Source organism: Micromonospora sp. NBC_01412 (assembly GCF_045040215.1).
GTDB lineage: Bacteria > Actinomycetota > Actinomycetes > Mycobacteriales > Micromonosporaceae > Micromonospora > Micromonospora rubida.
Window position 1 is genome coordinate 7,596,848 of the sequence record NZ_CP109528.1, and the last position, 20,352, is coordinate 7,617,199.

General features: G+C 71.3%; 17 protein-coding genes. 5 read left to right on the forward strand and 12 right to left on the reverse strand.

What is annotated here, in order from left to right; all coding sequences use genetic code 11:
• Nucleotides 1-35 precede the first annotated feature (35 nt).
• Nucleotides 36-1,013 carry a hypothetical protein gene (locus OG617_RS32890; RefSeq protein WP_405096873.1) on the forward strand — a complete coding sequence of 326 codons (978 nt, stop codon included), beginning with the start codon at nucleotides 36-38 and terminating at the stop codon, nucleotides 1,011-1,013.
• A 97-nt stretch (nucleotides 1,014-1,110) separates the two neighbouring features.
• Here OG617_RS32890 and OG617_RS32895 read toward each other — a convergent pair whose 3' ends face one another.
• The 4 genes from OG617_RS32895 to OG617_RS32910 all read right to left on the reverse strand — a co-directional run bounded on the left by OG617_RS32895 (nucleotide 1,111) and on the right by OG617_RS32910 (nucleotide 5,328).
• A complete protein-coding gene (locus OG617_RS32895) occupies nucleotides 1,111-1,971 on the reverse strand; it encodes a hypothetical protein (RefSeq protein ID WP_405096875.1) in 861 nt (286 codons plus the stop codon).
• Nucleotides 1,972-2,289: 318 nt separating this feature from the next.
• Complete coding sequence (locus tag OG617_RS32900; RefSeq protein ID WP_405096877.1) at nucleotides 2,290-3,141, reverse strand: phosphatase PAP2 family protein; 852 nt, start codon at nucleotides 3,139-3,141, stop codon at nucleotides 2,290-2,292.
• A 136-nt stretch (nucleotides 3,142-3,277) separates the two neighbouring features.
• Nucleotides 3,278-4,924 (reverse strand): MDR family MFS transporter, encoded by a 1,647-nt coding sequence (locus OG617_RS32905; RefSeq protein ID WP_405096879.1) that lies wholly within the window; start codon nucleotides 4,922-4,924, stop codon nucleotides 3,278-3,280.
• A complete protein-coding gene (locus tag OG617_RS32910) occupies nucleotides 4,921-5,328 on the reverse strand; it encodes a MarR family winged helix-turn-helix transcriptional regulator (protein WP_405096881.1) in 408 nt (135 codons plus the stop codon). The genes OG617_RS32905 and OG617_RS32910 overlap by 4 nt, the downstream gene beginning before the upstream one ends.
• A gap of 169 nt (nucleotides 5,329-5,497) precedes the next feature.
• Here OG617_RS32910 and OG617_RS32915 point away from each other — a divergent pair, with 169 nt between their 5' ends.
• A complete protein-coding gene (locus OG617_RS32915; protein ID WP_405096883.1) occupies nucleotides 5,498-6,112 on the forward strand; it encodes a TetR/AcrR family transcriptional regulator in 615 nt (204 codons plus the stop codon).
• A 3-nt stretch (nucleotides 6,113-6,115) separates the two neighbouring features.
• Here the strand turns inward: OG617_RS32915 and OG617_RS32920 are convergent, their stop codons facing one another.
• The 4 genes from OG617_RS32920 to mmsA all read right to left on the reverse strand — a co-directional run bounded on the left by OG617_RS32920 (nucleotide 6,116) and on the right by mmsA (nucleotide 11,544).
• Nucleotides 6,116-7,438 (reverse strand): ROK family protein, encoded by a 1,323-nt coding sequence (locus OG617_RS32920; protein WP_405096885.1) that lies wholly within the window; start codon nucleotides 7,436-7,438, stop codon nucleotides 6,116-6,118.
• Between the two features lie 110 nt (nucleotides 7,439-7,548).
• Nucleotides 7,549-8,649: a substrate-binding domain-containing protein gene (locus OG617_RS32925; RefSeq protein ID WP_405096887.1), complete on the reverse strand. Its 1,101-nt coding sequence runs from the start codon at nucleotides 8,647-8,649 to the stop codon at nucleotides 7,549-7,551.
• A 52-nt stretch (nucleotides 8,650-8,701) separates the two neighbouring features.
• Nucleotides 8,702-10,000: a multiple monosaccharide ABC transporter permease gene (gene mmsB, locus OG617_RS32930; protein WP_405096889.1), complete on the reverse strand. Its 1,299-nt coding sequence runs from the start codon at nucleotides 9,998-10,000 to the stop codon at nucleotides 8,702-8,704.
• The gene (gene mmsA / locus OG617_RS32935) at nucleotides 9,997-11,544 is read right to left on the reverse strand and encodes a multiple monosaccharide ABC transporter ATP-binding protein (protein ID WP_405096891.1); all 1,548 of its coding nucleotides are present in this window, start codon (nucleotides 11,542-11,544) and stop codon (nucleotides 9,997-9,999) included. The genes mmsB and mmsA overlap by 4 nt, the downstream gene beginning before the upstream one ends.
• A 618-nt stretch (nucleotides 11,545-12,162) precedes the next feature.
• Between mmsA and OG617_RS32940 the strand changes: the two genes are divergently transcribed.
• The 3 genes from OG617_RS32940 (at nucleotide 12,163) to gmd (ending at nucleotide 15,119) form a co-directional block, all read left to right on the forward strand.
• On the forward strand, nucleotides 12,163-12,714 hold the full coding sequence (locus OG617_RS32940) for an NUDIX domain-containing protein (protein WP_396672368.1): 552 nt from the start codon (nucleotides 12,163-12,165) through the stop codon (nucleotides 12,712-12,714).
• 116 nt (nucleotides 12,715-12,830) lie between these two features.
• Entirely contained in the window at nucleotides 12,831-14,051 is a 1,221-nt protein-coding gene (locus OG617_RS32945; protein ID WP_405096893.1) for a class I SAM-dependent methyltransferase, read from the forward strand.
• 30 nt (nucleotides 14,052-14,081) lie between these two features.
• Nucleotides 14,082-15,119 (forward strand): GDP-mannose 4,6-dehydratase, encoded by a 1,038-nt coding sequence (gmd, locus tag OG617_RS32950; RefSeq protein WP_405096895.1) that lies wholly within the window; start codon nucleotides 14,082-14,084, stop codon nucleotides 15,117-15,119.
• Here gmd and OG617_RS32955 read toward each other — a convergent pair.
• The 4 genes from OG617_RS32955 to OG617_RS32970 all read right to left on the reverse strand — a co-directional run bounded on the left by OG617_RS32955 (nucleotide 15,098) and on the right by OG617_RS32970 (nucleotide 20,241).
• The gene (locus OG617_RS32955; protein WP_405096897.1) at nucleotides 15,098-15,793 is read right to left on the reverse strand and encodes a DUF2238 domain-containing protein; all 696 of its coding nucleotides are present in this window, start codon (nucleotides 15,791-15,793) and stop codon (nucleotides 15,098-15,100) included. The genes gmd and OG617_RS32955 overlap by 22 nt on opposite strands.
• 126 nt (nucleotides 15,794-15,919) lie before the next feature.
• Nucleotides 15,920-18,178 (reverse strand): catalase, encoded by a 2,259-nt coding sequence (locus tag OG617_RS32960; protein ID WP_405096899.1) that lies wholly within the window; start codon nucleotides 18,176-18,178, stop codon nucleotides 15,920-15,922.
• A gap of 116 nt (nucleotides 18,179-18,294) precedes the next feature.
• Nucleotides 18,295-18,774 (reverse strand): hypothetical protein, encoded by a 480-nt coding sequence (locus OG617_RS32965; protein ID WP_405096901.1) that lies wholly within the window; start codon nucleotides 18,772-18,774, stop codon nucleotides 18,295-18,297.
• Between the two features lie 135 nt (nucleotides 18,775-18,909).
• Nucleotides 18,910-20,241, reverse strand: a complete 1,332-nt coding sequence (locus OG617_RS32970; RefSeq protein ID WP_405096903.1) for a helix-turn-helix domain-containing protein — start codon at nucleotides 20,239-20,241, stop codon at nucleotides 18,910-18,912.
• Nucleotides 20,242-20,352: the final 111 nt, after the last annotated feature.

The following is a 20,352-nucleotide window of genomic DNA, read 5'->3' on the forward strand; positions in this document are numbered from 1 at the left end:
CCAACCGCGCCGGCAATCCACTAGGGAGCGCGCCCATGCATCTGGCTCATCCGACGAGGTGGCTGAACCGCCTGCTCGTGCTCGTCCTCGCCGCGACCGTGCTGGCGGCGCCGGCCGGCGCGGCGGCGCCCGCGCAGGCCGGCGCCCGGCAGCAGTCCGCCCCGGCGACCGACTGGACGGCCGTGCCGGGTGCGGCGGGGGCCCGGTCCGGCCCGGCCTCCGTGGTGTACGGCGGTGAACTGTTCCTGTTCGTCCGGGCTGGCAACGGGACGGTGCGGGTCAACCGGTTCTCGCTGTCGGCGGGGACCTGGACCGGCTGGACCGCCGTACCCGGCACCACCCGCGCCACCAGCGCACCCGCCGCCACCGTCTACGGCGGCGAACTGCACCTCTTCACCCGCACCACCAACGGCACGATCAAGACCAACCGACTCACGCTGTCGACGAACACCTGGACCGGCTGGACCGCCGTACCCGGCACCACCCGCGCCACCAGCGCACCCGCCGCCACCGTCTACGGCGGCGAACTGCACCTCTTCACCCGCACCACCAACGGCACGATCAAAACCAACCGACTCACGGCGGCCAGGACCTGGTCCGGCTGGACGGCCGTACCCGGCACGACCCGCGCCACCAGCGCACCCGCCGCCACCGTCTACGGCGGCGAACTGCACCTCTTCACCCGCACCACCAACGGCACGATCAGAACCAACCGACTCACGCTGTCGACGAACACCTGGACCGGCTGGACCGCCGTACCCGACACCACCCGCGCCACCAGCGCACCCGCCGCCACCGTCTACGGCGGCGAACTGCACCTCTTCACCCGCACCACCAACGGCACGATCAAAACCAACCGACTCACGGCGGCCAGGACCTGGTCCGGCTGGACGGCCGTACCCGGCCCGGCCGGCGCCGCGTCCGCACCCGCCACCACCGTCTACGGCGGCGAACTCCACCTCTTCGTCCGGGGCGCGGGAGACCGGGTCTACCAGGCACGCGTCGGCGGGTAGTCGACCCCCGCCGGGCCACTGATGAGCGGGCGCCACGCTGGTCGCCCGGACCGGGGAGGGTCGGTCTCCCGCCCCTCCCCGGTTCCCGTGGGCCGACTCAGGACAGGAACTTGTCCAGCGCCGCCTCCATGGTGCCGCTGTCCGGCGCGGCGTACGACTTCATGGTGGCCTTGTTGTACGAGATGAAGCTCGGGCAACGGTTGGCCGGGGCGTTCACGGTGCCGCCGTCGCCGATCTTCTCGCCGGTCTTCGCCGCGTAGAACGTCAGCGTGTAGCGCGAGGAGATGTAGGAGACGGTGACGGTCTTGCCCGCGCTGTCCTTGTAGTTGCACTCCTTGGGCGTGCCCTCGCTGCCGGCTTCGACCTTCAGGCAGCCGACCACGGAGACCGTCTCGAAGTCGGCCGACTTGGCGTAGTACGGCTTGTCCGAGCTCACCGACTTCGACGACCAGGACGACGGCCGGTCGGGGGAGTTCGAGAAGGTGTACGCCTTGGCGCCGGACGGGCCGTTGTACGGCGCCGCGTTCAGGATCGGGCCGCCGTCGCAGACCGCGGACAACTCGCTGGAGTAGCGGGCGGTCACCGCGTTGTTGTTGTTCGGCTGCTCCTGCGACTCGGACGGCTGCGGCGCCGCCGAGTTGTCCGTGCCCGGCTGCGGGCCGTCGGTGGGGTTCGCGGGCGCGGACGCGATCGGCTTGGGGTCCTCGTCGTCTTCGCCGACGAGCAGGAACCCGATGCCGGTGCCGCACAGCGCGAGCAGGACGACCACGGCGGCGCCCACGGACAGTCCGATGATCAGCCCCCGGTTCGACTTCTTCGGCGGCGGCACGGGAGCGGCGAACTGCGGCGGCTGCGGCTGGCCGTAGCCGGGGTATCCGCCCTGCTGGGCCGGTGGCCCGCTCCACGGGGTGACGTTCGGGTCCGGCTGCCCTCCGTACGGAGGGTGACTGTGGGTCATCTGTAGCCCTTATCGCTGTCGACGGGTGCCCAGGCACAAGAACATCAACAGGGTAGTGAGGCGCGCAAAGCCCCGGAACCCACCGGTGACCGCGCCGGGCCACCGCCGGCCCGAACTGGCCACATTCCGTCACTCTGTGCAGACGGGACGAGCCGTTCTGTGGCCGGCCACATTGTCACCGAAGGGGTGTCGGGGACCCGGCGATGCCCGCTGGCAAAGGGAATCCGCCCGGTGGGGGGCGTTCGCCCCGGGCCCCCGGCGGGCTGGGTGCAGGCTGTGACGAAAGTTACTGGGCCCGGATGCCCCGGCCGACGCCTGTCACCGCACCCGTGCCCGCCGCCGCGCGCCGCGTCGGGACGCCGCCCGGCACCGGGGCGGCCCTGCGGCCCGACCGGAGGCGGCGGGGGCGCCCCGGGGTGCGCCGGAGGAGCGGCGGGCGGGAACGGGCCCGGGCAGCAGGAACAGGACCAGGGCGAGCAGGACGGCGGCCACGACGCCGTCCAGCCAGTAGTGGTTGCCCGTGCCGACGACGACCAGCACCGTGGCGATCGGGTGCGCCAGCCACAGCCAACGCAGCCGCCCGGCAGTGGCCGCGACGAGCGCGACGGCTACGGCGATGGCCCAGCCGACATGCAGGGAGGGCATGGCGGCGTACTGGTTGCTCAGCTCGTCGGCGCCGGGCGCACCGTAGACGGCGGGCCCGTACCGGCTGCCGGTGTCGACCATGCCGGTCAGCTGGGTCAGCCGGGGCGGGGCCAGCGGCACGAGCAGGTGCAGGGCCAGCGCGGCGGCGGTGAGCCCGGCCAGCGCTCGGCGCGTCCAGCGGTAGTACACGGGGCGGCGCACGTACAGCCACACCAGGCACGCCGCCGTGGCCGGGAAGTGCACGTAGGCGTAGTAGCTGTTGGCCAGGCGCACCGGCAGGTCGCCCGCGAGCAGCGGGAGCTGGACGGCGGCCTCGCTGGGCAGCCGGAGCAGGCGCTCCAGGCGCCAGACGAGCTCCCCGTTCTCCACCGCGGTCGCCACCCGGCCGACCACGGCGACGCGAGCCAGCTTGTACGCCAGGAACAGCACGGCCACGAGCGCCAACTCGCGCGTAGCCCGGCGCAGCGGACCGCGCCACCGGCCGGGCGCCGCGAGTGGGGCAGGTGCGGCCTCGGCAGTCTCCACAGGTCCCTCGACTCGGTCACGGCCGTGGGTGACGGCCCTCGCTGGACGGATCGGTCACGCACGCCCGCCCCGGCGCTCCGCACGTGCCGGGGCCGCCACCGTCCTCTAGACGGTGGCGGCCCCGGGCCCACGTACGTCAGGCTCCGGCGGCGGGCGGACGCCTCGTTCCGGCGGAGTCGACGCTCACCTGGTCGAAGGCGGGCGCGCCGTCGACGGCGTCGGCGGCGACGGCCGCCGACCTTACCGGGTCGGGCAGGTCGAGGCTCGTGCGGAGGTTGACCGGCTTGAGCAGGAGCGCCGCGATGATGCCGACGACGGCGATGGCGGCCGAGATGAGGAAGATGTGCCCGGTGGCGTCGCCGTACGCCGCGCGGATGATGTTCGCCACGGGCTCGGGCAGGACCTCGAGGTTGAGGCTGCCGCCCCCGCTGCCGGACGCGGGGATCCCCGCGGCGGTTAGGTCGTGGGTGACCTGGTCGCTGACCCGGCGGGCGAGGACGGCGCCGAGCACGGAGACGCCGATGGTGCCGCCGAGGGACCGGAAGAACGCGACGGTGGAGCTGGCCGCGCCGATGTCCTTGAGCGACACGGTGTTCTGCACGGCGAGGACGAGGTTCTGCATGGTCATGCCGACGCCGATGCCGACGATGAGCATGGCCGCGCCGACCAGGACGAGCGACGTCTCGTGGTCGATGGTGCCGAGCATGCCGAACCCGATGACGAGGACGACCGACCCGAAGACGATGTACGGCTTGAGCTTGCCGGAGTTGGTGATCATGCGGCCGGCGATGATGGAGGAGCCGAGGACGCCGGCCATCATCGGGATGGTGAGCAGGCCCGCCTCGGTGGGGCTGTAGCCGCGCCCGATCTGGAAGTACTGGCCGAGGAAGACGGCGCCGCCGAACATGGCCATGCCGACCGCGAGGCTGCCGAGGATGGCGAGGGCGGTGGTGCGTTGCCGGACGATGCTGAGCGGGACGACCGGCTCGGCCGCCCGCGACTCGACCCAGGTCGCCAGGCCCAGCAGGAGAATGCTGCCGCCGACCATCGCGCCGGACTGCCAGGACACCCACGCGAACGAGCTGTCGACGAACGAGATCCAGATCAGCAGCACGCTGACGCCGGCGGCGATCAGGCTCGCGCCCAGGTAGTCGATCTTGACGTTCTCACGCCGGACGGTGGGCAGCCGCAGGGTCATCTGAAGCAGGACCAGCGCGATCGCGGCGACGGGCACGCCGACGAAGAAGCACCAGCGCCAGCCGAGCCAGGACGTGTCGACGATGAGCCCGCCGAGCAGCGGTCCGCCGACCGTCGCGACGGCCATCACGCCACCGAGGTAGCCGTTGTACCGGCCGCGCTCGCGGGGCGGGATCATCGCCGCGATGGCGACCTGGACGAGGGCCTGCAGGCCGCCGACGCCGATGCCCTGGAACGCGCGGGCGGCGATGAGCTGGCCGGCACTCTGCGAGAAGCCGGCGACCACCGAACCGACCAGGAAGACGACGATGGCTACCTGCACCAGGGTCTTCTTGTTGAACAGGTCGGCCAGCTTGCCCCAGATCGGGGTGGTGGCCGTCGCGGTGAGCAGGGTGGCCGTGACCACCCAGGTGTACTGGATCTGCGAGCCGTCCAACGCCCCGATGATCTTCGGCAGCGCCGTCGAGACGACGGTGCCGCTCAGCATGGCGACGAAGAGCACCAGCAGCAGGCCGCTGAGTGCCTCCAGCGTCTGCCGATGGGTCATCGGCGCGTCTGCCGCCGTGGTGGTGGTGGGTGCGCTCATCGCGCGTCCTCCAGGTTGTCGTTGGTTCCGAGGGCGACATCGAGGTCGCGGGTGAACCGGCCGAGTGCGGCGCACAGCGCCGCCACCTCGCCGGGAGTCCAGTCGGCGAGCGCCCGATCGAGCAGTTCGCCGTACCAGCCGTGCGCGTCGGCCAGGCCGCTCTGGCCCTTCGGGGTGATGGCCAGCCAGCTGGCCCGCCGGTCGGCCGGGTCGGTGCGCCGCTCGACCAGGCCGTGCGAGACGAGCGAGGCGACGACACGGCTGACGGTCGACGGGTCGAGCCCGGTGTGGGAGGCCAACTCCCTGGCATGGCAGCCGGTGGCGTGCTGGTCGATCTGGATGAGCATGCCGACCAGGCCGATCGGCACGGCCGGCCGGTCGTCGGCCCGCCGCTGCTTGACCATCCGCACGCTCCTGAGCAGGCCGAACATCCGAATCACAAGTTCACGGGCGGTGGTTTCCACGCTTACCCTCCCGGTTCCTGATGGTTGCCGCATGCAACTATCCAACAATCTTGCGCAGCGGGCAAATTTGCGCGTTGAGAACTAGGTCACCACCGCGTAGCCTGGCGGCATGCACGAGGCCGGGCTACGGGAACGCAAGAAGGCGGCCACCCGCCTCGCCCTGCACGAGGCGGCCCTACGCCTCGCCGCCGAGGAGGGCCTCGACCGGGTGACCGTCGAGGCGATCGCCGACGCCGCCGACGTCTCCCGGCGGACGTTCTCCAACTACTTCTCCAGCAAGGAGGAGGCGATCTTCTACGGCGACACCGTGCGGCTGCGCCGGATGCTGGAACTGATCCGGGACCAGCCGGCCGGCGAGCAGCCGTGGACGGTGCTCAGCCGCGCGGCGGAGCGCCTCACCACCGAGGTGTACAGCGACCTGGCGCCGACCTGGCTGGCCCAACGCCGACGGGTGCGCCGGCACCCGGGCCTGCTCGCCCACCAGGTGGCGGCGTACACGACGGTCGAACGGGAGCTGGCCGCCGAGCTGGCGCACCGGCTGACCGGGCCGGAGGTGGCCCTGCGGTCGCGGGTCCTGGCGGCGACCTGCCTGGCCACCCTGCGCGTCGCCCTCCAGCAGTGGATCGAGCACCCGGACGGTCCGCTGCTCGACATGATCCGGACCGCGCTCGCCGAGGCGGCGCCCGCAACGGGCACCCCGGGCCGGGCAACCGGCCCCGGCTGACGGTCAGGCCGGGGTGGGGTCGGCCCCCGACCGGCCCTCGACCCCGACGTTCAGCGGGTCCGCCAGCAGCGTGGGGTCGGTCCGCGAACGGCCTGCGGCCCCGACGTTCAGCGGGTCCGCCAGCAGTTTGGCGAAGGCCAGCTCGGCGGCGCCGATCAGGGCGGCGTCGCGGCCGAGCGTCGCCGCCCGCAGCCGCAGGTGCTCGCGGAAGGCGGGCAGCACCATGGTGTCCAGGCGGCGACGGACGGTATCCGCCCCGGCGACGTAGATGTCGCGCAACGAGCCACCGAACACCACGAGGCCCGGATTGACCACGTTCGCGAGGTTTGCCACGCCGAAGCCGAGCCAGTCGGCGACCTGCCGCACCGCCGCCTGGGCGGTGCGGTCGCCATCGGCCGCCGCGCGCAGGACCTCGACGACCGCCGGGGGCCCGCCCGGCTCCCGGCCGGCATGCCGCAGCAGCGCGGCCCCACCGATCTCGGTCTCCCAGCAGCCGCGTGAGCCGCAGCCGCAGGGCAGGCCGTACGGGTTGACCACCATGTGGCCGACCTTGCCGCCGTGCCCCCGATGGCCGACAACCAGCCGGCCGCCGACGATGATGCCGGCGCTGACCCCGAGGTCACCGTGCAGGTAGACGAGGTCGTCGACGCCCACCGCCACGCCCCGGACGTGTTCGGCCAAGCCGGCGATGTCGGCCAGGTCTCCGGCGACGAGACCCGGGCCCACGGCGAGTTCGGCCTCGAACGCGGCGCGCAGCGGCTCGTCGGGACCGCCGATCCGGATCCTCCCGTCACGGTCACGGGTCGTGTCGGTCACCGCGACCGCGCCGCCCACCAGCAGCGCCTCGCCGGTGACGGCGCGCTGCATGTCGCGGACCAGGCCGGCCAGCGGGCCGATCGCGTCGAAGACTGACATCCCGCCGGGCCTGTCGACCTCGCGCAGGTCGAGGATGCGACCGCCGAGGCCGATGCGGGCGGCACGTAGCCGGTCCGCCTCGACGCTCAGCGCGTGCGTGTACACCTGTGCCGAGCGGGGACGCACCACCAGCGACGGCCGGCCGGCGCGGCGGGCGCTGGTCGGCGCCTCCTCGGTGACCAGCCCGGCGGCGGTGAGGTCAGCCGCGAGCGCCCCGATGGTGCTGCGGTTGAGGCCGAACCGGCTGGTCAGCTCGGCGCGCGACGTCGGGCCGTGCACGTGGACGTGACGCAGCACGGCGCCGAGGTTCCGCCGGCGGGTCTCCTCCTGGGTCATGCCGGGCGCGCCCGGCGCGGCACGCTCCGGGTCGCGGCCATCCCGCGCCTGCCCGGGCCGGGTGGGTGTCACCACGGTCGGGCCTCCTCCCCCGGATCGGCTCGGCGTCGCTGGTGGACGCCGTCACGGCGAAGGGCCCCGGAAGTGGACTCCGGGACCCTTCGCCGCTGGCTACCTCGCGGTGCTCACTTGGTGAGCGGCGCGAGCTTCGGGTCGTTCGCGTAGGCCTCGGCCGCGTTGGCCTTGGTGACGGCGACCGGCGGGAGCAGGTACGTGTCGACGACCTTGCTGCCGTTGTTGTAGGACTTGGTGTCGTTCACCTCGGGCTTCTCACCGGCCTGCAGGGCCTTCACCATGGTGATGGTCTGCTTGACCAGGTTCCGGGTGTCCTTGTTGATCGTCATGTACTGCTCGCCGGCCATGATGGACTTGACCGACTCGACCTCGGAGTCCTGGCCGGTGACGACCGGGATCGGCTTGTTGGCGCCCTTGATCGAGGTGATGATCGCGCGGCCGAGCGTGTCGTTCGGGGAGAGGACCCCGTCCAGCTCCTTGTTGCCGTACGTCGAGGTCAGCAGCTGGTCCATGCGGGCCTGCGCACCCTCGGCCTTCCAGCCCTGGATGGCGGTCTGCTTGACGTCGACCTGCTTCGAGCCGACGACGACGTTACCCTTGTCGATCTCCGGCTTGAGCACGTCCATCGCGCCGTTGAAGAAGACACCGGCGTTGTTGTCGTCCGGCGAGCCGGAGAAGAGCTCGATGTTGTACGGCCCGTTCGGCTTCTTGGCCTTCATGCCGTCCAGCAGGGCCTGGCCCTGGAGCTGGCCGACCTTGAAGTTGTCGAACGCGACGTAGTAGTCGAGGTCCGGGGTGTTGGTGATGAGCCGGTCGTAGGCGATGACCTTCACGCCCGCCTGGTGCGCCGCGGCGACCTGGGTCGACAGCTGCGCGGCGTCGGTCGCGCCGATGACGATGACCTTGGCGCCCTTGGTGACCATGGCGGTGATCTGCGCCTGCTGGTCGGCGACCGTGGTCGACGCGCCCGCGTACTGCACGTCACTGGAGAACCCGGCCTCCTTGAGGCCGTTGGTGAACAGGTCACCGGCGAGGACCCAGTTCTCCGAGGTCTTGGCCGGCAGGGCCACGCCGATCAGGGAGTTGGCCGCGAAGCCCTTGGCGTCGCCGCCGGAGCTGCCGGGCTCCTCGTCGCGGCCGGAGCCGCAGGCGGTCAGAGCCAGCGCCGCGATGGCACCGATGGCCACCGACTTGCCGAGGAAGTTGCGCATGGGAGTAGTGCCCTTCTACGGAGGTGGTACGGGAAGAGAAGGTCGGTGGGCGTCAGCCGAGAACCTTGGTGCGGGCGGGCTCGCGGTCCACCTTGGGTGGTGCGGTGGGTGTGCCGGATCCGTCACGGCGCAACGAACGCGTGAGGCTGCCGATGACGGAGAACCGTCCCTGGCTCTTGTTGTAGACGTCGAGCGCGACGGCCAGCAGCAGGACCAGGCCCTTGATGATCTGGACGCGGTCGGTGCCCACGCCCAGCAGTTGCAGGCCGTTGTTGAGCACGGCCATGACCAGACCACCGACGATGGAGCCGCTGATGGTCCCGATGCCGCCGGAGACGGCCGCGCCACCGATGAACACCGCGGCGATCGCGTCCAGTTCCCAGCCGTTGCCGTCCTGCGGACCGGAGGCCGCCGAACGGGCCACGAAGATCATGCCGGCCAGGGCTGCCAGCACGGACATGTTCATCATGACGAAGAAGTTGACCCGCTTGAGCTTGACGCCGGACAGCTCGGCGGCCCGGGAGTTGCCGCCCACCGCGTAGATGTGCCGGCCGCCCGCGGTGTTGCGGGTGTAGAAGGAGTACGCGAGCACCAGGGCCACCAGGATGATCCCGGAGACCGGGAAGCTGGTGCCGACGCGACCGCTGGCGAAGCGCATCGAGGCGAAGATGATCACGCCGATCATCACGGCCATCCGCAGGATCGAGATCCACATCGGGGCCGCGGCGGCGTCCATCTCCCGGCGCGTCCGGCGCGACTGGAGCTCCCGCCACACCACGGCCGCGCACGCGGCCAGGCCCAGCAGCAGCGTCAGGTTGTTGTAGCTGGTGTTCGGGCCGACCTCGGGCAGGAACCCGGAGCCGATCACCCGGAAGCCCTCGGGCACCGGGATGGTGTTCGCGTTGCCGATGAACTGGTTGCCGCCCCGGAAGAGCAGCATGCCTGCCAGGGTGACGATGAACGCCGGCACTCCGATGTAGGCCACCCAGAAGCCCTGCCAGGCGCCGATCACCGCGCCGATCACCAGGCCGAACGCGATGGCGGCGGGCCAGGGCAGCGACCAGTCGGCCATCGACTTGGCCACCAGGATGCCGGCGATCGCGGCGACCGAGCCGACCGACAGGTCGATGTGCCCGGCGACGATCACCATCAGCATGCCGATGGCCAGGATGAGGATGTAGGAGTTCTGCTGGAACAGCGCGATCAGGTTGTCCGACCGCAGGGTCAGGCCGTCGGTCAGGATCTGGAAAAGGACGACGATCGCGACCAGTGTGAAGATCATCCCGAACTGACGGGCGTTGGAGGTCGTGCCTCCGAACAGGTTCTTCTGAAGGTCCTTGATCCGGCTCATCGTGTCTGCATCTTCTTCGTCGAGGTCATCTGCTTCATGAGGGTCTCCGGGTCCGCGTCGGCCCGGGCGATCTCGCCCGTGATGGCACCTTCGAACACGGTGTAGGTGCGGTCGCAGAGCCCGATCAGCTCAGGCAGTTCCGAGGAGATGACGACGACGCCCTTCCCCTGGTCGGCGAGCCGCTGGATGATGCCGTAGATCTCGTACTTGGCGCCCACGTCGATGCCGCGGGTCGGTTCGTCGAGGATCAGCAGGTCCGGGTCCGTGAACATCCACTTCGCCAGGACGACCTTCTGCTGGTTACCGCCGGAGAGCTTGGAGACGCCCTCGTCGACCGTCGGGGCCTTGGTCCGCAGTTCCCTGCGGTACGCCTCGGCGGCCTGGTACTGCTCGACCTCGTCGAGCACGCCGTGGTGCGTGATCTTGGACAGCTTGGCGGCCACCGTCGAGGTCTTGATGTCGTCGAGCAGGTTCAGCCCGATCGCCTTGCGGTCCTCGCTGACGTACGCGAGTCCGTGGGAGATCGCGTCCGCCACCGACTTGAGCACGATCTCCTTGCCGTCCTTGATGATCGTGCCCGACTCGTACACCCCGTAGGAGCGGCCGAAGACGCTCATGGCCAGCTCGGTGCGGCCCGCGCCCATCAGCCCGGCGAAGCCGACGATCTCGCCGCGTCGTACGACGAAGCTCTCGTTCTTGCAGACCTGGCGGTCGGCGGAGATCGGGTGCCGGACGTTCCAGTTGCGGACCTCGAAGAAGACCTCGCCGATCTTCGGGGTGTGGTCCGGGAAGCGGCTGCCGAGCTCGCGCCCGACCATGCCGCGCACGATCCGGTCCTCGTCGACGCCGTCGGCCTTGACGTCCAGGGTCTCGACCGTCCGACCGTCGCGCAGGATGGTGATCTGGTCGGCGATCGCCTCGATCTCGTTCAGCTTGTGCGAGATCATGATCAAGGTGACGCCCCGGGCGCGGAAGCCGCGCAGCAGGTCCAGCAGGTGCCGGGAGTCGGCCTCGTTCAGCGCGGCGGTCGGCTCGTCCAGGATGAGCAGCTTCACGTCCTTGGCGAACGCCTTGGCGATCTCCACGAGCTGCTGCTTGCCGACACCGATGTCCTTGATCAGGGTGTCCGGGTCCTCATCCAGGCCGACCCGGGCCATCAGGTCCAGCGCCATCCGGTTCGCGGACTTCCAGTCGATCGCGCCCCGCCTGCGCGGCTCGTTGCCGAGGAAGATGTTCTCGGTGATCGACATGTCCGGGATGAGCGCGAGCTCCTGGTGGATGATCACGATGCCCGCGCTCTCACTCGCGCGGATGTCGGAGAAGCGGGTCTCCGCTCCCTGGTAGACGATCTGGCCGTCGTAGGTGCCGTACGGGTAGACCCCGCTGAGCACCTTCATCAAAGTGGACTTGCCGGCGCCGTTCTCCCCGCAGATGGCGTGGATCTCGCCGGCGCGCACCACCAGGTTGACGTCGGCGAGGGCCTTGACTCCGGGGAACTCCTTGGTGATGGAGCGCATCTCCAGGAGGATGGGCACGTCGCTCATCGTTCGCACCACCTCGCCAACGTCATGGGTGCCTCCGGAAGGGAATGACCTTCACTCGGTTTTGTTGTTGGAGGCAACGTATTCTGGTGGAGGGCCAATCGCAAGGCTCGACCGGCCCCAGGATGTAACAATCTCGCAATGCGGGGGGTAGTTCGGCGTCACCCGCACCACTCGTCACGCCAACACCACCCGAGCGGCCGGCGAGCCGGCCCGCCGGCCGGCACACCCCATGGAGCGCGGACGCACGACGACACGGCCGCGCGGCCGAATCGCGCGGAACCGCGGACCGGAGGACAACGGTAGACGGCCGACGCGCCCACCGCTCGGCGAGAGTTCCGCCGGCGCCGTGGTAGTTGCACGGCAAGGTATGGACAGTCGGCTATGCGTGTGGAACAGTTGACGCGCTGCTGTCGGGCAGTCACCGATAGTTCCGAAACCCTGCGGTGCCGCGACCGGCCACCGCCTTCCGCGGTCACGTCACCGAACAGATCTCGCCGGGCGGCTCATGCCGCCCAGTCACCCCGCACCGGATGTTCCCGGGGCCCTTCCGAGCGAGGGCGCGCCGAGACCCGCCACCGGGCGGGACCAACCCGTACGCCACGGCCAGGAGCGTGCCTTGTGAAACCCGTGATCCACGAGCTCGTGGAAGATGATTTCACGCACCGAGAGGTGCCCGAGTTCGGCCTGGCCGAGGACGACTACGCCCGAGCGTTGGACAACCTGGTGCAGGCCAACGTCGACGTCATACCGCACACCGCGGACGGCCGGGTGCTGCTCGGTTACCGGGAGGACCTGCCGCTGCGCAACATGTTCTGGGTCTTCGGTGGCCGGATGAAGGTGGGCGAGACGCTCACCGACAGCGCGGTCCGGGCGCTGCGCCGGGAACTTCACCTCGACGCCGATCGGTCCCGGCTGGTCCTGAACCACACCTACAACGTCAGGTGGGGCACCAGGAGCGTCCCCCCCGAGGAGCGTGGCTTCCAGACCATCCTGACCCTGATGACGTACCAGTGCACCGACGAGGAGGCCCGCTCGCTGACCCCCGCCGACCGGACCCACGGCTGGGTCCGCTGGCACTCCCGGGCGGACCTGCGGCAGCTCGAGGAGTCCGGGTCCGGCCTGCTACACCCGTTCCTTCCCGTCGTGCTGCGCAACGCGCACCTGCTCTGAAGCCGGGCCCGGCGGCGGGCGGCCCGCGACGGTCGGCCGCCGCGGGTTCGCGGCCGACCCGGCGGGTGGCCGCCCCCGCGTCCAGCACCCGACGAACCAGGCCGTTGGAGGCATCTGTGATCTGCCGATCCTGTCACGCCGCCGGGCTCACCGAAGTCCTCGACCTCGGCGACCAGTACCTCAGCGACTTCCGGGACGACGACCTCCGTCCGCCCCGGTGGCCGCTGGTACTGGTGCTGTGCGAGCAGTGCGGACTGGCGCAACTGCGGGACACCACCCCCCGCGAGCTGATGTACCACGACCGCTACGGCTTCCGGTCCGGCACCAACGAGGCGATCCGCGAGGACCTGCGGACCGTGGTGGACCACGCGCTGGACAGCCGGCCGGACGCGCGGCGGTGGCTGGACATCGCCTGCAACGACGGCACGCTGCTGTCGTTCGTGCCCGAACGGGTGCACCGGGTCGGCGTGGACCCGGTGCGCGCCTTCGCCCGGGAGTCGGGCCGGCACGCCGACCGCGTCGTCACGGACTTCTTCGACTCCCAGCACTTCCGCACCGCGCACCCCGCCGGGGAGTACGAGAGGTTCGACGTCGTCACCAGCGTCTCCATGTTCTACGACCTGGACGACCCGAACCACTTCGTGGCCGACGTCGCCAGGGTCCTCGCCGACGACGGCGTCTGGCTGATCCAGCAGAACTACGCCCTGACCATGGTCACGCTCGGCGCGGTCGACAACGTGTGCCACGAGCACCTCACCTACTGGTCGCTGACGGCGCTGGAGAGCCTGCTGCACCGGCACGGTCTGGAGGTCAACGACGTACGCCTGTCCACCGTGAACGGTGGGTCGTTCCGCACCCTGGTCTCCCGGCAGGGCAGCCGGCCGGTCGAGGACTCCGTGGCGCGGCAGCGGCGCCGCGAGGAGGAGGCCGCGCTGCACCGGCCCGAGGTCTGGCTCGGGTTCGCGGCGCGGGCGAGGAAAGCGTTCGAGGACCTGCGTCGGCTGGTCGACGACATCAACGCCGCCGGGCAGCGCTGCTACATCTACGGCGCCAGCACCCGGGGCGGCACCATCTGGCAGGCGGCCGACCTGGACGTGACGGACCTGCCCTTCGCCGTGGAACGCCAGGCAGCCAAGATCGGCCGCAGGATCGCCGCCATCGGCGTCCCGATCATCTCGGAGGAACAGGCGCGCTCGGACCACCCGGAGTACATGCTGGTGGCGCCGTGGTTCTTCCGGGAGGTGTTCGTCGAGCGCGAACGCGCATACCTGGAGAAGGGTGGGAAGCTGATATTCCCGTTGCCGGACCTGGAGATCGTCGGTCAGGACGGGACCTAGGTGGCCCACTGGGGCCAACGAGGAGTTCACGTGCCACGCGCTCTCATCACGGGTGTCACCGGTCAGGACGGCCTCTATCTGGCCGAGCTGCTGATCGCGAAGGGCTACGAGGTCTTCGGCCTGGTCCGGGGACAGAACAATCCCCGGGTCCCCCGGCTGAAGCAGATCGTCCCGTCGGTGCGGCTGCTGGACGGCGACCTTCGCGACCTGCCGAGCCTGATCAGCGCCCTGGACGCCGCCCAGCCCGACGAGGTCTACAACCTGGGCGCGGTCAGCTTCGTGGGCATGTCCTGGCAACAGGCCGAGCTGACGAGCGAGATCACCGGGATCGGGGTGCTGCGGATGCTCGAAGCGATCCAGATCCACACCCACAACGAGATGGGCCGCGTCCGCTTCTACCAGGCGTCGAGCTCGGAGATGTTCGGCAAGGTCCGCGAGGTCCCGCAGACCGAGGCGACCCCCTTCCACCCCCGCTCGCCGTACGGGGTCGCGAAGGTCTTCGGCCACTTCATGACCGTCAACTACCGCGAGTCGTACGGCGCCCACGCCTGCTCGGGGATCCTGTTCAACCACGAGAGCCCTCGGCGCGGCCACGAGTTCGTCACCCGGAAGATCACCCGCGGCGTGGCCCGCATCGCCCTCGGCCTACAGGACAGGATCACGCTGGGCAACCTGGAGGCGCGCCGGGACTGGGGCTTCGCCGGCGACTACGTCGAGGCCATGTGGCTGATGCTCCAGCAGGCTGAGCCGGACGACTACGTGATCGCCACCGGCGTCACCCACTCCGTGCGCGACCTGCTCGACGTCGCCTTCCACCGCGTCGGGATCGGGGACTGGGACCGGCACGTCGCGCAGGACCCGCGCCTGTTCCGCCCCGCCGAGGTCGACCTGCTGGTCGGGGACGCGTCGAAGGCCCGGTCCCTGCTCGGATGGAAGCCCCGCAGCGAATTCCGATCTCTTGTGGAGACGATGGTCGACGCCGACCTCGCCGCCGCGAGGCGGGAGAGGCACGGCTCGGCCGGGCGGTCGCCGGACGGCGTGGTGCGTCAGGCGGGCGGTCCCGGCTGACGCACCGACGGACCCGCCGACCAGGCGACCCGGGCGCCGCGCCCGGCAGCCGGGTCGGCGGGGGCCGGTGGCGGGAGCTCGCGGTCGTGCAGCCGGCTGAGCAGCGCCAACGAGGTGACCGCGCCGACCAGCGCCAGGAACATGTCCCATTGGGTGTCCCAGACGTCGCCCTGGGTGGCGAGGAAGTCGTCCGCGGCCGATCCCCCGGCCACCGCCGCCCACCACTCGATCATCTCGAAGAAGGCGCTGAACGCCAGGCAGGCGCAGACCACGAGCGGGGCGAGCCACCGGCTGCCCCGCAGCGGCGAGCGGCGGACCAGGATCTCGCGGACCAGCACGGCCGGCACGAACCCCTGAGCGAAGTGGCCGAGCCGGTCGTACGGGTTGCGGGACAGGTCGAACACGTCCCGCGCCCAGTCGCCGACGGGGGTGCGCGCGTAGCTGTGGTGGCCGCCGACGATGAGGATCAGCGCGTGGACCGCGAGCAGGCAGCACAGCAGCGTGCTCAGCGGGAAGCGCCGCCAGGTGAGCAGCAGTACCGGGATCCCCACGATCACCCAGACCGTCTCCAGCAGCCAGGTCAGCCGGTCGTACGGCCGGATGCCGGAGACGACCAGCGCGACCACGACGAGGCCCAGCAGGGCCGGCGGAAGGACGGCACGTACTCGGCTCACCGGGACCGCCTGTTCATGGTGGGTGGCCGGGCCGACCACCCGGGACGACGACGATAGCAGCGGCCCGATCAGGCCGCCCTCCGGCGACGCGGAGGACGGCCCCTCGTCTCCGAACGGGCGGGCCGGTCAGGCGACGGATGCGGGGAACCGCTCCCACACCCGGTGCGCGGTCATCAACTGCCGCACGGCGGTGAGGACCTCGGTTCCGGAGTCGCCCGTGACGACGCCCGGTGTGCCGGTCACCCCCGCCTGATCCAGCACCGTGACGCCGGCGCCCCACGCGCCGACGGCCTTGGCGTGCCGCCAGCACTCCTGCACCAGAAGCAGCACGCGCGGGTCCACGGACGCGGAGTCCGCCGCGCCCGCCTTGGCGTCGCTCGCGGGTAGCGCGTCCGGAGCCGGCGCCGGCGCCGCGGCCAGCAACAGCGCGTCGAACTCGACAGATCGGCCGGTGGCGAAGGTCCGCTGCACGGGCAGATCCCCGACCATGCCGCCGTGCGGGGCGATCAGCAGCGGCACCATGCCCACGGCGAACACCTCGCGGCGCACCTGGCCGACGCCGTCGAGGTCGCTGTCGGGACCGACGACGATCCCGATCGTGCGGCCGTCGGTCGGCCACTGCCGGCCCACCTGCGACAGCGCGGGGCTCGGCGCGACGTCGGCGAGCGGCACGGTCGGCTCGGGCGCGGGCAGACCCAGGCCGGTGGCGACCTGCGCGCAGAGCACCGGGTCGATGTTGGCGAGGCTCTGGAGCTGGCGTTCCTTGATCGCCTGGTGGTAGCACTTGCCGAGCTCGAAGGTGTAGGCGCGGACGATGTGCTCCTTCTCGACCGGCGACATGCTCAGCCAGAACAGGCGGGCCTGGCTGTGGTGGTCGTCGAACGAGGCCGAATTCGCGCGCACCTTGGGCGCCTCCGCCACCGTCACCGGCACGTCGACGAACGCGTGCTCGGCGTCGCCCGCCGGGAAGGGGTTGCCGCCGTCGAGCGAGTTCGGCCGGTACGGCGCCACCCCGGCGTGGACGGCGTCCTGGTGGAAGCCGTCGCGCAGCATGTCGTTGACCGCGGCGTGCGGGCGGTTGATCGGGATCTGCGAGAAGTTCGGCCCGCCCAGCCGGGTGAGCTGCGTGTCGACGTACGAGAACAGCCGGCCCTGCAGCAGCGGGTCGTTGGTGACGTCGATCCCCGGCGGCAGGTGGCCGACATGGAAGGCGACCTGCTCGGTCTCGGCGAAGAAGTTCGTCGGCGTGCGGTTGAGCATCAGCTTCCCGACCGGCTGCACCGGGGCGAGCTCCTCCGGCACGATCTTCGTCGGGTCGAGCAGGTCGATCCCGGCGAAGGTCTCCTCCGGGATGTCGGGGAAGACCTGGATGCCGAGTTCCCACTCCGGGTACGCGCCGGCCTCGATCGCGTCGTAGAGGTCCCGGCGGTGGAAGTCCGGGTCGATGCCGCCGAGCAACTGCGCCTCCTCCCAGACCAGGGAGTGCACGCCCAGCCTGGGCTTCCAGTGGAACTTGGCCAGCACGGTCTCCCCGGCGGAGTTGACCAGCCGGAAGGAGTGCACGCCGAACCCCTCCATCGTCCGGAACGAGCGCGGGATGCCCCGGTCGGACATGTTCCACATCGTGTGGTGCTGCGCCTCGGTGTGCAGGGAGACGAAGTCCCAGAACGTGTCGTGCGCGCTCTGGGCCTGCGGGATCTCCCGGTCGGGATGCGGCTTGCCGGCGTGGATGACGTCGGGGAACTTGATGGCGTCCTGGATGAAGAAGACCGGCATGTTGTTGCCGACGAGGTCGAACGTGCCCTCGTCGGTGTAGAACTTCGTCGCGAAGCCGCGGGTGTCGCGGACCGTGTCGGCCGAGCCGCGCGAACCGAGGACGGTGGAGAACCGGACGAAGACGTCGGTCTCCCGCCCCTTCTTGAGGAAGCCGGCCCTCGTGACCCCTTCGGCGGTGCCGTAGGCGGTGAACACGCCGTGCGCCCCGGCCCCCCGGGCGTGCACGACGCGCTCGGGGATGCGCTCGTGGTCGAAGTGGGTGATCTTCTCCCGCAGGTGGTGGTCCTGGAGCAGCACCGGGCCGCGCGGCCCGGCCTTCAGCGAGTGGTCCGTGTCGCGCAGCCGTGCCCCCTGCGAGGTGGTGAGGAAGGCGCCCTGCTGGCCGTTCGCGGTCGACGGCGCGCCGGTCCTCGCGCCGGTCGGGGTGCGGGTCTCCGGTGCCCCCTGCTCCTTGCCCGGTGGCAGCGGGTCGTGTGGCGTCGTCGGCTCCGCGACGGTCGGTGGGGCGCTGCCCGGAGCACCGGGCACCTCCGGGGCCAGGACGTCGGCCACCTTCTCTGCGGCTGCATCCACGGCATTCTTGGCCGCCTTGGCGAAATTGCTGCTCATTTGGTCTATTACCTCCGTGGAGCGGCTGTTTTGCAGGCTCCTGCGCGGTACCCAGGTTCGCGCGTGCAAAACAGACCGGTGCCCCGCCTGTGGGGCGGGACACCGGCCGCCCCCGATCAGCCGCAGAACTCGGGGAAGCTCTCGTAGCCGATCCAGTACGGGTCGAACCCACCGCTGGGGTAGTAGTAGGCGTACCCGCCCCACTGGATGCACTTGTCCGCCGCGCTCACGTAGACCGGGCCCGCGTAGTAGCTGTAGCTGCCCCGGTCGACGACCCAGCTACCACCCTGCACCTTCACCCGGGCGTCCACCGGGGTCTTCACGCCCAGGTGGTTCTGCTTCAGCGTGACGACGCAGTTCTTGCCCGTGCTGCGGTTGTAGAGCACGTAGATGTAGTAGTCGCCGTCCTGCGGGTTGACGTCGAGGACGTAGTACCCCGCCCCGCAGAGCCCGGACGCCGAGTACGGGTTCTTGTCCGCCGCGTGGGCCGCGGTCGGACCGGTCAACAGGGCGGCCATACCCACGGCGATCGCCACCACGGCTGCGGCGAACCGCCGGCCCAGCACGTCGACGAGTCTCTTCTGGCGAATGGACACGTTGTTCTCCTTCCGGACGCCGCACCGGAACGCGGCGCCCTGTCGGACTCGTTCGTACCGGCGCGGTTGATTGATCGCGTCCCCGACCGGGGTGCGCCGATCAATCCCGCCGGGACGGCCCGCTGGGAACCGGCGTCAGCGGTCGGGGTACCGGCACGCCGCCCTCCCGGCGGCGACCCGCTGACCTGGGTCGAGGGGCCGGGACGGGGCGGCGAGCCGGGCCCCGGCCACCCGTCGGACGTCGAGCACGTCGGTGGGGCCATCGCCGCCCAGGCAGGCCACCGCGGCCAGCAGCACCGCACCGGCCGGCTGGACGGGCGGGTGCTGCCGGGCAGGCCGCCACTCGGCGGTGAAGGCGGGCCCAGAGGGGCCGGTCAGCGCAAGCTGATGCCAGCGGGGCGATCCCCGGCTGTCGTCGGCGTAGTACGCGGCGAAGCCGACCACGTCCACCCGGCGGCCGGCGGCCCGCAGCCGCAGCCGGCCCCGCTCGGCGGCCCCCGCCTCGGGCGCAGGGTCGGCGGCCAGGGTGATCTCGATGGGTGGCGTCCGCCCGCCCGGGCAGTCGACCGGGGCGGCTTCGCCCGCCGGGTTGCCGTGCACGATCCCCGAGGCCATCACCCCGCCGCCGGCCACCGTGAACCAGCGGACGTCCGGCGTACCCGACGTCGCGTCCAGCACCGCGTCGCCGAGGCAGAAGCCGGTGAAGCCGACCGGGCAGCCCGCCGGCACCATCGACAGCACCGGGGCGTCGAGGTGCGCGCCGCTGCGCACCCGTGCCCCGATGCCGTACGTCGTGCCGGTGAACCGGGCTTCCGGCCCGACGGACGGGCAGGTCGCCGCGTGGGGCGCCGGCCCCGTCCCCCGGGACACCGCCGGACCCCGGTCGGTGAGCACCCCGACCGTCGTGGCCGCCGTAACGGACACCACCGTGGCCGCCACGAGCACCCGCCGGGCGCGCCGGCGCCCCGCCGCCGGCCCGCCGGGCACCATCGACCCGGCGGGACCGGACGGCGCCGGTGGCCCGGACGGTGGCGCCGGCACAGACGATGGTGCCGGCACGGCGAGCGCCTCGGCGTCGGCTGACCCGGCGGTGACGGCGGCGACGTCCGGCAGGGGCTCGGGCGGCGCGAGGTCGGCCGGCACGGGATCGGGTGACACGGGATCGGGTGACACGGGATCGGGCGGCGGCCCGACGGCCGCGCGCAGCGCGGCGTCCAGTTCGTGCCAGCGGTGCCGCCACTGCTCGGCGTCCCCGCCGCAGGCGCCCACGTACGCCAGCACCACGTCGAGGCTGGGCCGGCGCATCCCGCTCGCGGCCTCGGAGAGGGTCGTCGGGCTGTAGCCGGCGGCCCTGGACAGCACGCGGTAGGTGGGGTTGCCGGCCGCCGCCCGGAGCATCCGCAGTTCGTGGGCGAAGCGCGGCAGCGGACCAGCCCTGAGGTCGATCGGTCGTTCCTTGCGCGCCACATCGCCCCCGTCCGCGTGTACCGGCCATGACGCGCGGATCCGGACCGGCGCCGGATGGATCGTACGAAACTGCCCGTACCGCAACGGACGCCCGGCTGCGGATAGCGGGCA